This window comes from Actinoplanes missouriensis 431, assembly GCF_000284295.1.
GTDB lineage: Bacteria > Actinomycetota > Actinomycetes > Mycobacteriales > Micromonosporaceae > Actinoplanes > Actinoplanes missouriensis.
Window position 1 is genome coordinate 4137113 of sequence record NC_017093.1, and the last position, 15427, is coordinate 4152539.

Consider the following 15427-nt stretch of genomic DNA (forward strand, 5'->3'; position numbering starts at 1 on the left):
GCGATCCCCGCCGCCGCCATGCGTATGACGACTGGCACAGCGCCGGCCAGTCGTTGTACTTATCCCGCGTCCCCGGCGCGGGCCCAGCATCGAGGCATGCGCATTCCCCTCAACACGTTCGCCATCGCGTTCGGCCTGTCCGGCCTCGCCGAGGCGTGGACCGCCGCCGCGCGGGTGCTGTCCCTGCCGTCCTGGCTGCCGCACCTGTTCTGGGCCGTCGCGGCGATCGCCTGGGTGTGGCTGATCGCGGCGCACCTGATCGCCGGCGCCCGCGGCGACCAGCGGCTGCGCGACCAGCTGCGGCACCCCGCCCAGGGCCCGCTCGCCGCTCTCGTGCCGGTCACCGGCATGCTGCTCGGCGCCGAACTGGCGCACTTCCAGCACCGGGCCGGCGAGATCGTGGTGCTCGCCGCGATCACGGTGGCCGCGCTCTTCGCCGGCTGGCTGATCGGCACCTGGTTGGAGGGCCGCCTCACCCTGGAGGCGGTGCACGGCGGCTACCTGCTGCCGACCGTGGCCGGCGGGCTGGTCGCGGCGGACGCGGCAGCGGCGGTGGGTCATCCGATGGTCGGCTGGGCGGCGTTCGGTGTCGGCGTCTTCTTCTCGATCGTGATCACCACGCTGATCCTGCTCCGGCTCGTCGTGCGGCCCAGCCTGCCGGACCCGCTCGTGCCGACCGTGGCGATTCTCCTCGCGCCGCCCGCGGTCGCCGGGCTGGCCTGGTTCGCCCTGGCCGGCGATGCGTTCGGCCCGGTGCCGGCCGCGTTCGCCGGCCTCACGGTCGTGCTGACCCTCGTCGAGCTGGCGTTCCTGCCCCGCTTCCTGCGGCTGCCGTTCTCGCTCGGTTTCTGGTCGTTCACGTTCCCGGCCGGCGCGGTGACCGCGTTCACCGCCGAGGCGAGCGGCAACCGCGCCGTCACGGTCGTGCTGCTGACCGCCCTGACCGCCGGACTGGCCGCCCTCGCGGTCCGGTCGCTGCCGATCGCCGGCCGCCGCCGCGAACGCCGTCACGCTCTGGACACCCTGACCGCGGCCGACGACGCCGACGCCCGCAAGGCGGCCCGGGGTTTGGTGGGGCACTCCGCCGGGTAGCCACGGCGCCGTGCTGACCGTCGGTGTCGAAGAAGAGTTCCTGCTGCTCGATCCGGATACCGGCGCCAACGCCCCGGTCGCCGAGAAGGTGCGGGCCGCGCTGCCCGAGCAGGCGCGCCGGCAGAGCCGGGCGGAGGTGCGCCGCAGCATGCTGGAGATGGTCACCGGCGTGTGCACGGATCTGCGCGACGTGCGCGATCAGCTGGGCTCACTGCGGCGTGCCGCCGCGATTGCGGCCGACGACGCGGGGGTACGCCTGACAGCGGTCGCCGCCACCCCGGTGTCCGAACCCGACCGCAGCGTGCCGGACGACCCCCGGTACCACACCATGATCGACCGGTTCGGCCCGCTCGCGCAGGACCCGGCGCTCTGCGGGATGCACGTGCACGTCGGCGTCGACGACCGGGACCTGGCCGTGCAGGTCTGCAACCACCTGCGGATCTGGCTGCCGGTGATCCAGGCGCTCACCGGGAACTCGCCGTTCTTCGAGGGCGCGGACACCGGGCACAGCAGCTGGCGCAACGTCCAGTTGCGCCGGTGGTTCAGTGTCGCGCCGACCCCGTACCTCCGCGACGCCCGCGAGCACGACCGCACCGTGGACGACCTGATCGCCACCGGCATCATGATCGACGAGGGAATGGTGCAGTGGTACGCCCGGCTCTCCCCGCGGTACCCGACCGTGGAGATCCGGATGGGTGACGTCTGCGCCGACGTCGACGACGCGGTGCTGGTGACCGCCCTGGTCCGGGCCGCGGTCGACACCGCTCTCGGGGAGGCCCGTGCCGGGCGGGCGGCGCCGGACCCGCGGGACGCCGTGGTGTCCGGGGCGCACTGGCGGGCCGCCCGGGACGGTCTCGGCGGTGACCTGGTCGACCTGCGCGACGGCCGGGCCCGCCCGGCGTGGGAGCTGATCGGCGAGTTCGCCGCACTGGTGGACCCGTCCCTGCGGCGATCCGGCGACCGGCAGCTCGTGCGGGACGGGCTGGTCCGGCTGCGCGAGACCGGCTGCGGCGCGGATCGCCAGCGCGCGGTCCACCGCCGAACCGGCGACATCCGGGCGGCGCTGGAGGCAGCCGCCCTGTGGACCCGCACTACCTGACCGGGCGGCCGCAGCCGGGACTCCGGGTCAATGCGCTTCGAGGACGAAGAAGATGAAGGAAAGGAACGCCGTGCGGTCCACCAGGTGTGGAGGCAGCAGCTCGCGCGGAGTGTCCGGAGACATGGGCGGCTCGCTGATGACCGAGATGCGGAAGCCCGCGTCGGTGAACGCATCCGTCATCGCGTGCAACGGCCGATGCCAGTAGGTGAGCTCCACGCGGTGCCCGTCGAACGTGCATGCTTCCGACCAGCGCGCGAGGGCGAAGTAGTCGCCGTCCGGGTGCACGACCTCGTAGGCGATCGGGTGCTTCACCGACAGGAGGAGGCGGCCACCTGGCCTCAGGACTCGTCGCAGCTCAGCCAGGGGCCCGGTCCAATCCTTCAGGTAGTGCAGGACCAGGGAGACGATGACGTCGTCGAAGGCGCCGTCGTCGAAGGGCAGCGGCTCGCTGAGGTCGGCGACCAGCAGCGTGGCGTCCTCACCCAGCCGCCGTTCGGCCAGCTTGACCATTGCGGGGCTGGAGTCGAAGGCGGTGACGACGGCCCCTCGCTCGCGAAGAGCTGCGGACAAGGGCCCTGAACCGCAGCCGGCGTCGAGGACCCGTCGGCCGGTCACGTTCCCGGCTAGCGTGAGCATCGCCGGCCGCTCGTAGTAGCCGTTCATCAGGTTGGATTCGTTGGCCGCGGAATAGCGCTCGGCGAAACTGTCGTAGTGATCGGCCTTCACCAGGGTGTCTCCTCAGCATGCTCCAGGTCGAGCGCACGATCCTGCCATGGAATGCTCCGCGCGTCCGTCTGCGCCGTGCCCGCGGACCGGCGTGGTCGGGACTGTCGGGGATCGGGTCGCCCGCGCGGGTCTCCCCGCGCCCGTCGCCGTAGCCCGCGCAGCGGCCCGGCGTGGGCAGCCTGGTCGCGCGGCTTCTCGGGGACTCTGTCAGGCCGTACTGGAAAAGGTCTTCTATGCGGCCAGGCGGTGGGCCCGGTCGAGGAGGGCGTCGATCTCCTCGGGCGGGAGCGGGCGGGCGAAGTGGAAGCCCTGCGCGTGCCGGTAACCGAGCTCGAAGAGGCGTTGTGCCTGCTCAGGGGTCTCCACGCCCTCCGCGACCGTGCGCAGGCCCATCGTCTCGGCGATGCCGGTCAGCGCGATGGCGATCGCCTCCTGCTGCGGCGTGCCGTTGAGGCCGTCGACGAACGACTTGTCCACCTTGATGGCGTCCACCGGGCAGGTGCGCAGCAGGCCGAGCGAGGAGTGGCCGGTGCCGAAGTCGTCGAGCGCGATGCTCACGCCCAGTGACGACAGCGCGGTGACCGTGTTCAGCGCGCGACCGCCGCCGAACACCGCGGTCTCGGTGATCTCGACGGTGAGCTGCGAGGCGGGCACGCCGTGTCGGGCCAGGGCGGTCGCCACGACGTCCGGCAGGCTCGGGTCGAGCAGCTGACGGGCCGACACGTTGACCGCTACGGATTGCAGCGCGCCGGGGCCGTGGCGGTGCCGCCAGGCGGCCGCCTGCGCGCAGACCGTGTCGATGATCCAGGCGCCCAGCTCGACGATCAGGCCGGTGTCCTCGGCGACCGGGATGAAGTCCGCCGGCGAGACCGTCGCGCCGTCCGGGCGACGCCAGCGGATCAGCGACTCCACGCCGACCATACGGCCGCCGGGCAGCTCCACGACCGGCTGGTAGAGCAGGTGGAACTCGCCGGCGCTCAGCGCGCGCCGCAGGTCCGCGGCGATCGTCGCCCGCTGGTTCAGCCGGCGTTCCAGCGAGGCGTCATAGCGGACCACGGCCTGACCGGGATTGACCGTCGCCTCGCGCAGCGCGATCTCGGCGCGCCGGAACAGGTCGTCGTCACCCTCGGCAACGCCGATGGAGAGGTCCACGATCACCTCGTGACCGTCCGCATGCAACGGCTCGTCACCGATGGTGACCGCGGTGGTGCCGGGCAGCAGCAGCCCGAACTCGTCGCCGCCCAGCCGCGCCACCACGGCGTCCGCGCCGACCAGACCGGAGAGCCGGGCGGCGAACGCGATGAGCAGCGCGTCCCCGGCCGCCGGCCCGAGGCTGTCGTTGATCGACCGGAAGTCCTTCAGGTCGACCAGCATGACGGTGTGCGGGCCGGACGCCTCGGCCACGGCCGCGGTGAAGTACCGGCGGCTGTACAGACCGGTGAGCTCGTCGTGCATCGCGTAGTGGGCGACCGTGTCGAGCAGCGTGGAATTCTCCGACAACGCCATCGCCTGCCGGGCCACCACCAGCAGCAACAGCAGGGTGGTGCCGCCGACCTGGACGGTGCTCAGGTGGCCGGTGCGCAGGTACACGGTCGCGACCAGCACACTTGCGAGTCCGGTGGCGACCAGCGGGACCGCGGTGCTGCGCCGGTAGAACGACGGGTGCAGCGTCGGCGCCGCGTGGCCGCCCGGACGCTGCTGTGCGAACGCGGCGAGCGTGCCGAACAGGCCGACGAACGGCAGCACCGCGGCGCTGCCGTTGAGGTGCGGCCACGAGTTCAGCAGCGTCATCAGGACCGTGGAGATCGGTCCGGCCAGCCCGATCGGCGCGAGCCACCAGAGCGCGGCCCGCGGCACCGGGCTCTGCCGCGCCGCCATGATCTTCACGACCACCACGACACCGGCCACCGCGATCGCCATCATCGCGATGTTTAGCCACCACGCCGAGGTGCTCACCCCGAACCGGTCCATGAACCAGCCGACGTACTCGGACGCCGCGATCCCGGCCGTCACGGCCACCACCGTCACGTCCAGCACGGCCGTGGTCAGCTGCCGCCAGCTGCGCCCGCCGCCGGGCAGCCGCAGCATCGCCGAGATCGCCAGGACCGTGCCGGCCACGTAGAGCAGCAGCGTCCGCGACCCGATCGGCGGCATCCCCGCGGACCGCACGGTCATCACGTCGACGGTCTGGCTCAGCGCCGCGACCAGCACGAACGCCATCGCGACGGTGAGTCGGCGCCAGAACGTGCGCAGCTGCCCGGTGGTGCCGCGAGCGGCGGCGGCGAAGTTCGCCACGGCCATCGCGACGCCCAGAACGGCGGGGACCCAGACGAGGAGATTCGAGAACACGGTACGGGTGCCGAGCACGATCAGCGCAACGTCGGCGACGGCCATCACGACGGCGATGGGGAGGTACCAGGCGCGCCAGCGCGTGACCACAGCCCCTCCTCCCGCGTTGCAGCACCCGTCGCCGTGGACATCGGCGCGCACGCCCGCAAGTTGAGGTTCTATGGTTCGGATCATGATCCGTGCGGTGGCCATCGACGTCGACGACACGCTCTGCATGACCGAGGAGGCGTCGTTCATCCTGGAGAACGAGGTCCTCACCGCGATGGGGCGTCCGCCGATGCCCCGCTCCCTGCACCTGCAGACCTGGGGCGAGCCGCTGCTGCAGGCGATGCCGAAACGCTCACCCGGCCTCGACCTCGACCGTTTCGGCCCACTCTTCCACGACGCGATGACCCGCCACGTGTCGGACGGCCTGCTCGACGTGATCCCGCCGGAGAACCTGCACGCCCTGGATGAGCTGCTGGCCGAGGGCTTCCGCTTGATGCTGCTGACGTCCCGTACCGGCCCGGAGATCCGCCACATGCTCGAGCCGGATCACGCCCTCTCGTCGCGGATAACCGCCGCATACCACCGCGACAACACCCGTTTCGGCAAGCCTGACCCGCGCGCGTTCGACGAATTGCTGTCCCAGGCGGGGCTGGCGCCGCCGGAGTGCGTCTATGTGGGTGACTCGCCGGGTGATGCGCTGGCGGCGGGAGGGGCGGGGGTGGCGTTCATCGCCTGCTTGCAGAGCGGGGTGAGGCGGCTGTCCGACTTCGATCCGCGTTACGTGACAGCGTCGATCTCGGCGTTCCCCGAGGTGGTGCCCACCATCAAAACCCTCCCGGGGTACGGCGGTTAGCCGCCCCGTGCCGCCCCGTGCCGCCCCGTGCCCCGTGCCGCCCCGTGCCGACGCTGTGTACCGGCCGGTCCGGCTGGTACACAGTGCTGTCCGAGACGCTGCTGACAGCACTGCTGACCAGCTCGCCTCGCCCGGCTGGTCAACAGTGCTGTCGCGCGCCCGTTTTGTCCACACTGAGTGCCAGCCGGCATAGGCGTTTCCAAGATCTGCGACTCGGCTGACGCGATACGAACTCCGGCGACGGCGACAGCGACGGCGACGGCGACGGCGACGGCGGGGCGCGTGACGTGACCGCTCAGCCGTCGATCTTTTTGACCGCCTCGCACAGGTCACTCATCGGGTCACGCTCCTGCGCGCTGCACGCCACCCTCTGCAGCAACCCTCGCAGCGTCTCCGCCGCCTCCGGCTCCAGCGACGCCAGCACATGCGCCTCCACGTGCTCCAACGCCGCCCGATGCGCCTCCCGCGACGCCCGCCCGGTCTCGGTCGCCACGATCAGGCGGCTTCGCCGATCAGCCGGGTCCGGGCGCCGCACCACGAGATCACGTTTCTCCAGGTCGTCGATCAGGTACGTGAGGATCGTCCGGTCGATGCCCAGATCCTCGGCGATCGCCCCCTGGTTCCGGGGTGGCGAGCCGACCGCCGCGGTCAGCACCTGATAACCACGCGGCCCGCCGGGCAGATCACGCAGGGCGTGCTCGGCGGCTTTCGCGTACGCGCGGAACACCACGCCCAGCATCCAGCCGAGATCACCTTCGAGGGGGGTCGTCACGTCCGCCACAATACATGACGTCACAGATCTTCTGTTTGACAGAACATCTGTAAAGCGGCACAGTTGGATCATGCCCGACTACGGCCACTCTCTCGAATTCGGCACCTTCATCACGCCCGCCGCCACCGATCCCGACCGTGTGGTCGCCCTCGCCGTGCTGGCCGAACAGGCGGGACTCGACCTGGTCACGTTCCAGGATCACCCGTACCAAGCGGGGTTTCTCGACACCTGGACTCTGCTCAGCTTCGTCGCCGCCCGTACCCGGAATGTGCGGATGTCGGCGAACGTCATCAACCTTCCGCTGCGGCCGCCCGCCGTCCTGGCCCGCAGCGTCGCCAGCCTCGACCTGCTCAGCGGCGGCCGGATCGAGCTCGGACTCGGCGCGGGCGCGTTCTGGGACGCGATCGAGGCGATGGGCGGCGAGCGTCTCACCGCCGGCCAGGCCGTGCAGGCGCTGGAGGAGGGCATCGAGATCATCCGGCAGATCTGGGACGCGGAGACGCGTGGGGGAGTGCGGGTCCACGGCGACTTCCACCGGGTCTCCGGCGCCAAGCGCGGCCCGGCCCCGGCGCACCGGGTCGGCATCTGGCTGGGCGCCTACAAGCCGCGGATGCTGGCGCTGACCGGCCGGCTCGCGGACGGCTGGCTGCCGTCACTCGGCTACCTGAAACCCGGTGACCTGGCGTCCGGCAACGCGATCATCGACGAGGCCGCGCTGGCGGCGGGCCGCGAACCGCGGGACGTGCGGCGGCTGCTCAACCTCGCCGGTCCGTCCCACGGCGCCGAGGAGCTGGCCGAGCTGGCCCTGACCGAGGGGATAAGCACGTTCATCCTGGCCGCGGACGAGCCGGACGTCATCCGGGTCTTCGGGGAGGAGGTCGCCCCGGCGGTCCGCGAGCTCGTGACCGCGGAGCGATCAGGGCAAGCGGCCCAGCTATCAGACAAGGAAACACCGAAGACCCCGATCAAAGCGACGAATCTCGGCGTCACCCCCACCCCCGACACCGGTGTACGGCGTAGCACCCGCACCCCCTGGGACGAGTCCACCCGCCCGACCGGTCCGGCACCCGACCCGGCCCGCACCTACACCCCGCACGAGCAGGCCTCCGGCCGTCACCTGGTCGAGATCCACGACCACCTCCGCGCCGAGCTCGCCCAGATCCACGACCTGATCGACCAGGTCGAGGCCGGGACCATGGACGTCGGCGCGGCCCGTTCGCACATCAACACGATGACCATGCGGCAGAACAACTGGACGCTCGGGACGTTCTGCGAGTCCTACTGCCGGATCGTGACCACCCACCACACGATCGAGGACCGTTCGCTCTTCCCGCACCTCAAGCGCAACGACCCCCGCCTCGCCCCGGTGATCGACCGCCTGGAGCAGGAGCACCACGTCATCCACGACGTGCTGGAAGGCGTCGACAAGGCCCTGGTCGCGCTGGTGACGACCGACGGCGGGGGTACGGCCGGTCTGCGCGCCGCCGTCGACCTGCTCAGCGACACCCTGCTGTCGCACCTGGCCTACGAGGAGCGGGAGCTCGTCGAGCCGATTGCCAGGCTCGGGGTGCAGTAGGCGCGGACCAGTCCCTTGCCGGCGGCCTTGGCCGCGTAGAGAGCGGTGTCCGCCTCGTGCAGCAACTCGTCCAGTGACCGTCCCGGCACCGACGACACGGTCACACCGACGCTGCCGCGCACTGCCGCCCCGGCGAATTCGCGGAGGATCCGGTCACCCACGGCGACGGCGTCGCCGAGGTCCTTCACAGCGGGTACGACCACCGCGAACTCGTCCCCACCGAGACGAGCCGCCGTGTCGCCGTCGCGCAGGGCCCGCGTGATCCGGCCGGCGGCGGTCCTCAGCAGCGCGTCGCCGGCGGCGTGGCCGTGGGTGTCGTTGACCGTCTTGAAGCCGTCGAGGTCGATCAGCAGCACGCCGGTGACCGTGCCCGGCCGGATCGTCGTGAGGGCCTGCTCACCCCGTACCTGAAAGGCGGTGCGGTTGGGCAGGCCGGTCAGCATGTCGTGGTGCGCGAGGTGGTCCAGCCGCCGCCGCTGGTCCTCCAGGTCGAGCACGAGACCGCGCACCACCAGCGAGTTCAGCAGCTGCCGGACGACCGCGAGGACCGACGTGCTGAGCAGCGTGCCGAGCAGCACCGGGCTGAGCGTCGCGTCCCGCACGTAGGGCACGATCACCGACACCAGCGCGACGATCACCGGCAGGTGCGGCAGCGTGCTCCACATTCCGCTGAACTGGCTGCGGGTGCCGCTCTCGTCGGTCTCCAGGGTGCTGCGGCTGGCGACGGCGATGACCAGCCCGGCGATCAGGTAGACCGCGCCGAGCCCGTGCGCGTACCAGGCGTCCCCGTCCGTGTGGTTGTGCACGCTGATCAGCGCGGCGAGCGCGAAGAGGGCGAGTCCGGCGGCGAGCACGCGCATGGCCCGGTACCGGCCGGCGTCGGTCCGGGAGATCAGCATCAGGGCCAGCGCCGCGGCGAGGATCTCGGCGCTCACGGTCAGCCCGAACTGCGCGCGAGCGCCGGGCAGCAGTGCCTCGGCGGCCGGCCGGAGCGCGAACTGCCAGGCCGTCGCGAAGATCGCTCCGGCGACGGTGGCGACATCGATCAGGTACGTGCCGCGGGCCAGCCAGTTCGCGAACGGCGGCACGGCGATCAGGATGGCCGGCACCGCGACGACGGCCGCCGCGATGCTGGTGACCGAGGCCAGTGTGTTCAGGTGAGCTTGGGCGCCGGTCAGCGCGTCCACGGTGTAGAGCGTGTAGGAGACACCGAGCAGCCCGCCGGAGACCGCGCCGAAGGCCATCCCGAGGCGTTGCCGTCCCCGGTGGGAGCGGGTCTGCCGGGCGAACCCGGTGGCGGCGTACCAGCCGGCGGCCGCGATCGGCGCGCAGGCCAGCACGAGTCCGGCGGTCTCGGACAGGTGCGGCAGGAGCAGTTGCAGCACGAGGCCCGCGACGGCGATCACGCCGAGCCTCGTCAGCAACCGGTTCCTCACGGCCTTTCCATCGGCAGCCGGCCGCCGCGATCAACGGTTAGGCGAGGCCGGTGATGCCGACCAGGATCAGGTCGAGGCCGGCGACGAACTGCTCGCGGTCGTCGTGCTCGCGCATCTGCCCGGCGACGTGCCGCAGGAACGGGAAGCCCTCCGGGTCCAGGCCCTCCCAGGCGGCGGCCTGGGTCGCCAGGATCGCGGCCCGGTCGGCGCCGGGCGGGTTCATCCGGGCGTTCGCGGCGTTCTGGCGCGCGGCGCCGAGGATGTAGAGCATCACCGCGGACGCCGCCATGAACTGCTCGGCGCCGGGCACGCCGAGCCGCTGGATCTGCTGCCCGATGCGCTCGCAGATCTGCAGCGTCACCGATCTCCACGGCCCGTCGGAGAGCTGGGCGCCGACCCACGGGTGCTCGTCGATCGCGTCGAAGAGCACCAGCGCGATCGCCCGGATCACCTCCTGCGGCGTGCCGGTGGCGGCCTCGCCGGTCATCCCGCGGGTGAGCACCGCGTCGGTGGCCGCGTCGAGCAGCTCACCCTTGTTCGCGACGTGCCAGTAGATCGCGCCGGGCCCGGTCCGCAGGTGCGCGCTGAGCGCCCGGAAGGTCAGCCCGTCCTCGCCGGTGGTGTCGAGCAGCTCGACGGCGGCCTCGACGATGCGCTCCCGGGAGAGCCGCTCTGTGTTCCGCGTCCTAGTCGCCATGGACCCATCTTGACATGTCTGGAACGGCGTTCCAAGCTGATCCGTGTGGAACGCCGTTCCAGAAAGCGAGGTCCCCCATGACCAGCACCGTTCTCGAGGCGCGCGCGACATCGCCCGCCACCTCCCTGCGGGCCGTGTGGCCCGCCATCCTCGGGCTCTCCGTCGTCTTCCTCGTCGAGATGCTCGACAACTCCGTGCTCACCGTCGCGCTGCCGACCATCACGCGTGAACTCGGCGCCTCCGCCACCGACCTGCAATGGATCACCTCCGGGTACTCGCTGCTCTTCGGCGGCCTGATGATCGCCTTCGGGGCGATCGCCGACCGGTACGGCACCCGCCGGATGATGCTGCTCGGCCTGAGCCTGTTCGCCCTGGCCAGCCTCGCCGTCGTGGCCGTTCGCACCCCGGGCGAGCTGATCGCGGTCCGCGCCGCGATCGGGGTCACCGCCGCGATGACCGCGCCCGGCACCATGGCCCTCTGCTTCCGCCTCTTCGACCAGGAGAACCTGCTGATGCGGGCCACCTCCCTGATCGCCACGGTCGGCCTGGTCGGGATGGCCGTCGGGCCGACCGCCGGCGGCCTGATCCTGCAGGTCCTGCCATGGCAGACGCTGCTGGTGATGAACGTGCCGATCGCCGTCCTCGCGATCGTCTGCATCCGCCGCGGCATCCCGTCCGACGACCCGGCGAAGCGCAACACCACGCCGCTCGACCTGCCCGGCGCCCTGCTCGGCACGGTGACCCTGATCCTCACCCTGTGGACCGCCACGCTCGCCGTCGAGGACGGCTGGGGGCAGGCCGCGCCCTGGCTGGCCGGCGCAGGCGCCATCCTCAGCGCCGCCGCGTTCGTGGTCCGCGAGCGGCGCACCGCCCACCCGATCTTCGACTTCGCCCTGATCAGGCGGCCGACGGTCTCGGCCAGCCTCGCCTACGAGGCCGCGATGGGCCTCGGGATGGCCGCCCTCGCGTACAGCGTCTCGCTCCAGCTGCAGCTGGTCTGGGGCTGGTCGCCGGCGCAGGCCGCGCTCGGCAACCTCCCGCAGGTCGTCGTCCTGCTCGCGGTCGGACCGTTCGTGGAGAAGTTCGCGAAGAGGCTCGGCACCCAGCGGGCCGGCGCCCTCGGCGCGGCGGCGGTCGTCGCCGGCCTGCTCGTCTACGGGCTCCTCGGCCGGTACGACTACGTCTGGATCGCCGTGGCCCTGGCGCTCACCGCGGCCGGCATGCGGGTGGTCTCCACGATCGCCGGCGTCACCGTGATGCGCGGCCTGCCGGAGGACCAGACCTCCACCGGCGCCGCGCTCAGCGACACCAGCCAGGAGGTCGCCGGCAGCATCGGCATGGCCGTGACCGGCACCATCGTGGCCGCCGCCATCGCCGGCTCGCTCACCGAGATCGGCACCACCGGCACCGGCGCCTTCGAGAACGCGGTCACCACCGCCACCCTGGTGCTCACCGCGATCTGCGCCGCGCTCGTCATCTGGGCGGCCCGCCGCGGCAGCTCGGTCAGGGACGCCTCATGAGGGGACCAACGGCCCTTCTTCCCGTGCCTGCGGGGGAGTCTCGTGGAGGCATGGAAGCCACACGTCTCGTCCCGCCGTCGCGTCAGATCCTGCTCGACTGCGTGCGTGCGGCCGCCCGCGCGCCGTCGCTGCACAACAGTCAGCCCTGGCTGTTCCGGGTCGATCCGCCCGCCGTCGAGGTGTTCGCCGATCCGGCGCGCCGCCTTCCGGTGGTCGACCCGGTCGGCCGGGAACAGCTGATCAGCCTGGGCGCGGCCGTCGTCACCCTGCGCATCGCGATGCGCAAGGCCGGTTATCGGGTACGGGCGGAGCTGTCACCCGCACAGCCCGACATGTCCCCGGTCACCCGGTCCGTCGCCTCCCCGGTGACCGGGACCGTCGCCTCCTCGGTCGCTTCCTCGGTCGCCGGGAACGTCGCCTCCCCGGTCGCCCGGATCATCGCCGACCGTCCCGCCCACGCCGACGCGGTCACCGAGTCCCTGGCCGCCGCGATCCCGCACCGGCACACCAATCGCCGGCCGTTCGCCCAGGTCGCGGTCCCCGCCGACGCGATCGCCCAGCTCCAGGACGCGGCCCGCCAGGAGGGCGCCACCCTGACCGTGGCCGACCCGACCGGCCGGGACGCCATCCTCGGGCTGGCCCGGGAAGCCGACCGCTGGCTGCACGAGCGCCCGCACTACGCCGAGGAGATCGCCCGCTGGACCGGCCAGAACGCCCGCCACGACGGGGTGCCCGAGTGGGCAGCCGGGCCGTGGGACGCCCTCGAGGTGATGCCGGTCCGCGACTTCGCCGGTGCCGGCGGGCCACGGGAGCCGTTCGAGCCGTACCCCACGATCGTGGTTCTCGCCACCGACGGCGACACCCCGCTCGACTGGCTGCGCGCCGGTCAGGCCCTGCAGCGAGTGCTGCTCACCGCCACCTGGCTCGGGCTGGCGACCACCCCGATCAGCCAGCCGGTCGAGGTGCCGGCGGTCCGCGCGAAGCTCACCCGGCGACCGGCGCAGATGGTGCTGCGGGTCGGGTACGGCCGGGTGGCCGGCCAGACCCCGCGCCGCCCGATCAGCGAGATGCTGCTCTGACACCGGCCGTGGATTCCCGGACCGCCGCCGTCACCCGGGCCCTGTCACCGACGACGGGAAGGCTTGCTTGACCGCCGCCGTCACCCGGGCCTCGTCGCCGGTGGCGAGCAGGTCCAGCAGCGCGCCACGAAGGACGGCCAGGGCCAGGGTGCGGCGCGCGACGCCCGCGGCGGTGTCCCGCTCGGCCGGCGCCTGACACCCGGCCAGCACGGTGAGCCAGTCGTCGACGGTGGTCTTCGCGAACCCGGCCCACGCCCCGTCCGGCTCGGTGAGCGACCGGGCGTAGGCCTCCGCCCACAACCGCAGCAGCGGCCGGTGCTCCTCGGCGGCCAGCCACGCCCAGATCCGCTCGATCGCGTTCGGCAGATCCTCGGTGGCCTCGTCACCTTTCTTGTCGCCCAGCATTGCCAGCTCGTCCGTGCGTGCCCGGCTGAGCAGCGCCTTGACCAGACCCTCCTTGCTGCCGAAGAGGAAGAGCAGCACCCGCGGGCTGGACCCGATCGCGGTGGCCAGCGGCCGCAGCGAGAGGTCCGCGAGCCCGTTGGCGAGCGCATACCGGTAGGCGGCTTCGAGAAGTTCGGCTTGCCGTGCGCTCATGGCGGTACTCTATCCTGACTGAAACAGTCGTTTCAGTAGGGAGTTCGTGATGTCGCTGCGCAGGGCCGACCAACCCGGTGACCTGGACTGGATAGTCACCGCACACGGCGAGGTCTACGAGAGCCAGTTCGGCTGGGACACGTCGTTCCGGAAGCTGGTCGCCGAGATCGTCGCCGACTTCGCCGCCACCTGCGACCCGTCCCGTGAGGCCGCCTGGATCGCCGAAGCCGACGGCCGGCGTGCCGGTTGCGTGATGCTCGTGGCCGGCGCCGAGCCGGGCGTCGCCCAGCTGCGGGTGCTGCTGGTCACCGGGGCCGCGCGGGGCCTCGGCCTGGGTGGCAAGCTGGTGGCGGAGTGCCTGGCGTTCGCGCGCGAGGCAGGCTATCGACGGGTGACACTCTGGACGGTCGACGAGTGCGTGTCGGCGCGCCGGATCTACGAGGGCGTCGGCTTCACGCTCACGGCGGAGGAGCCCCATCCCGGGTTCGGTCACCCCCTCACCGGCCAGACCTGGACCCTCGACCTCTGACGGCGGGCGTGTTGCCTTCTGGTGCGGAGCGCGCCTCAGCTCCCACGCAGAGCGCTGAATCGGCGGGCGTGCGGAGTTCCGGCGCGGTGACGGCTCCCCGCAGCCGTGGATCGGTGGAGAGTCGCGGGCCGGCTGGTGCTCAGTGTCGTTCCAGCGGCCCGGCGACAGCACTGTGCACCAGCCGGACCGGCTGGCGCTCAGCGCGCTGCACTGGCGACCGGCTGGACCGCCCGGTGCTCAGCGCGGCGGGTGTGGGGAGTTCCGGCGCGGAGGACGGCCCGCACCCCGCGCGCGCGGGAGAGGATGTAACTGTCAGGAACCCGTCCGGATACGCGGTGTTGACATTGAAAGAGGGGTCACGTCTACTTTGACAGCGCCGTTCTCAGCACCCGGGGGGCCTGGTCACACGCTGGGAACGTGCACAGGACATCGCACGAGGGGGAGCGAGTCGATGACCGGAATCGCGAAGCAGCTCACCCCGGCCGATGTGGACGGCGCCGCGTTCCGGCGGGCCGCACCGGGGTCACGTGGGTACCACGAGGGGGAGGTGGACGCGTTCCTCTCCGATGTCGCCGGGGAGATGCGTCGCCTCGCGGCCGAGAACCGGGCGCTCCGCGATCGGCTCGGTCCGGATGATCCCCATGCCCGGTTGCACGCGCTGGAAGCGGAGTGCGCGCAAGCGCAGGAGCGGGTGCGGGCGCTGGAGGCGGAACTCTCCACGATCAGCGAGCCGGGGCCCGGTGCGGCGGGTGTCGTGAAGCTGGCCGCGCGGACCGCCGACGACTATCTCGCCGACGTGCGCCGGGAGGCCGCGGATCTGCTCGGCAAGGCGACCACCGAGGCGGACCGGCTGATCAGCGACGCCGAGCTGCGGGCCTCCACGATCGTGGCGGACGCCCGGCACCGGCACGCCGAGCTGATGGCGGCGCTGCCGGGCAAGCGGGCTGCCGCGCTGGACCGGATCGACGCGCTGCGGGCCGAGGCCGACGAGCGCCGGGAGTCGATCACCGGTGAGGTCAGCGGACGCCTGCAAAATTTGATCGGAGCCTGACCAGCGCCCGCAGAGCCCGATCAGAGTCTGGAACGATCAAGGCCCTCCCGCCCGAGCGGAAGG

At 72.1% G+C, this 15427-nt stretch carries 14 protein-coding genes; 8 read left to right on the top strand and 6 right to left on the bottom strand.

Features of this window, described 5'->3' with window-relative positions:
- Positions 1-96: 96 nt before the first annotated feature.
- Both AMIS_RS19365 and AMIS_RS19370 read left to right on the top strand, forming a co-directional pair.
- Positions 97-1092: a TDT family transporter gene (locus tag AMIS_RS19365; RefSeq protein ID WP_014444051.1), complete on the top strand. Its 996-nt coding sequence runs from the start codon at positions 97-99 to the stop codon at positions 1090-1092.
- Positions 1093-1102: 10 nt separating this feature from the next.
- Complete coding sequence (locus AMIS_RS19370; protein WP_014444052.1) at positions 1103-2191, top strand: carboxylate-amine ligase; 1089 nt, start codon at positions 1103-1105, stop codon at positions 2189-2191.
- Between the two features lie 27 nt (positions 2192-2218).
- Here AMIS_RS19370 and AMIS_RS19375 read toward each other — a convergent pair whose 3' ends face one another.
- Both AMIS_RS19375 and AMIS_RS19380 read right to left on the bottom strand, forming a co-directional pair.
- Positions 2219-2917, bottom strand: a complete 699-nt coding sequence (locus AMIS_RS19375) for a class I SAM-dependent methyltransferase (RefSeq protein WP_014444053.1) — start codon at positions 2915-2917, stop codon at positions 2219-2221.
- A gap of 231 nt (positions 2918-3148) precedes the next feature.
- The gene (locus tag AMIS_RS19380; RefSeq protein ID WP_014444054.1) at positions 3149-5356 is read right to left on the bottom strand and encodes a putative bifunctional diguanylate cyclase/phosphodiesterase; all 2208 of its coding nucleotides are present in this window, start codon (positions 5354-5356) and stop codon (positions 3149-3151) included.
- 82 nt (positions 5357-5438) lie between these two features.
- Here AMIS_RS19380 and AMIS_RS19385 point away from each other — a divergent pair, with 82 nt between their 5' ends.
- Positions 5439-6107 carry an HAD family hydrolase gene (locus tag AMIS_RS19385; protein ID WP_231859350.1) on the top strand — a complete coding sequence of 223 codons (669 nt, stop codon included), beginning with the start codon at positions 5439-5441 and terminating at the stop codon, positions 6105-6107.
- A 295-nt stretch (positions 6108-6402) separates the two neighbouring features.
- Here AMIS_RS19385 and AMIS_RS19390 read toward each other — a convergent pair whose 3' ends face one another.
- Positions 6403-6879, bottom strand: a complete 477-nt coding sequence (locus tag AMIS_RS19390; RefSeq protein WP_231859351.1) for a MarR family winged helix-turn-helix transcriptional regulator — start codon at positions 6877-6879, stop codon at positions 6403-6405.
- A 70-nt stretch (positions 6880-6949) separates the two neighbouring features.
- Between AMIS_RS19390 and AMIS_RS19395 the strand changes: the two genes are divergently transcribed.
- Positions 6950-8455: an LLM class flavin-dependent oxidoreductase gene (locus tag AMIS_RS19395; protein ID WP_014444057.1), complete on the top strand. Its 1506-nt coding sequence runs from the start codon at positions 6950-6952 to the stop codon at positions 8453-8455.
- Here AMIS_RS19395 and AMIS_RS19400 read toward each other — a convergent pair.
- Positions 8404-9891 (bottom strand): GGDEF domain-containing protein, encoded by a 1488-nt coding sequence (locus AMIS_RS19400; RefSeq protein ID WP_014444058.1) that lies wholly within the window; start codon positions 9889-9891, stop codon positions 8404-8406. The genes AMIS_RS19395 and AMIS_RS19400 overlap by 52 nt on opposite strands.
- Before the next feature lie 37 nt (positions 9892-9928).
- Complete coding sequence (locus AMIS_RS19405) at positions 9929-10588, bottom strand: TetR/AcrR family transcriptional regulator (protein WP_014444059.1); 660 nt, start codon at positions 10586-10588, stop codon at positions 9929-9931.
- Positions 10589-10665: 77 nt separating this feature from the next.
- Between AMIS_RS19405 and AMIS_RS19410 the strand changes: the two genes are divergently transcribed.
- Both AMIS_RS19410 and AMIS_RS19415 read left to right on the top strand, forming a co-directional pair.
- Positions 10666-12108: an MFS transporter gene (locus AMIS_RS19410; RefSeq protein WP_014444060.1), complete on the top strand. Its 1443-nt coding sequence runs from the start codon at positions 10666-10668 to the stop codon at positions 12106-12108.
- 50 nt (positions 12109-12158) lie between these two features.
- On the top strand, positions 12159-13187 hold the full coding sequence (locus AMIS_RS19415) for an Acg family FMN-binding oxidoreductase (protein ID WP_063711161.1): 1029 nt from the start codon (positions 12159-12161) through the stop codon (positions 13185-13187).
- A 30-nt stretch (positions 13188-13217) separates the two neighbouring features.
- On the opposite strand, the gene AMIS_RS19420 is transcribed toward AMIS_RS19415, so the two are convergent.
- Positions 13218-13784, bottom strand: a complete 567-nt coding sequence (locus tag AMIS_RS19420; RefSeq protein ID WP_014444062.1) for a TetR/AcrR family transcriptional regulator — start codon at positions 13782-13784, stop codon at positions 13218-13220.
- Positions 13785-13833: 49 nt separating this feature from the next.
- On the opposite strand from AMIS_RS19420, the gene AMIS_RS19425 reads away from it, so the two are divergent.
- Positions 13834-14313 carry a GNAT family N-acetyltransferase gene (locus tag AMIS_RS19425; RefSeq protein WP_014444063.1) on the top strand — a complete coding sequence of 160 codons (480 nt, stop codon included), beginning with the start codon at positions 13834-13836 and terminating at the stop codon, positions 14311-14313.
- A gap of 451 nt (positions 14314-14764) precedes the next feature.
- On the top strand, positions 14765-15364 hold the full coding sequence (locus AMIS_RS19430; RefSeq protein ID WP_014444064.1) for a DivIVA domain-containing protein: 600 nt from the start codon (positions 14765-14767) through the stop codon (positions 15362-15364).
- Positions 15365-15427: the final 63 nt, after the last annotated feature.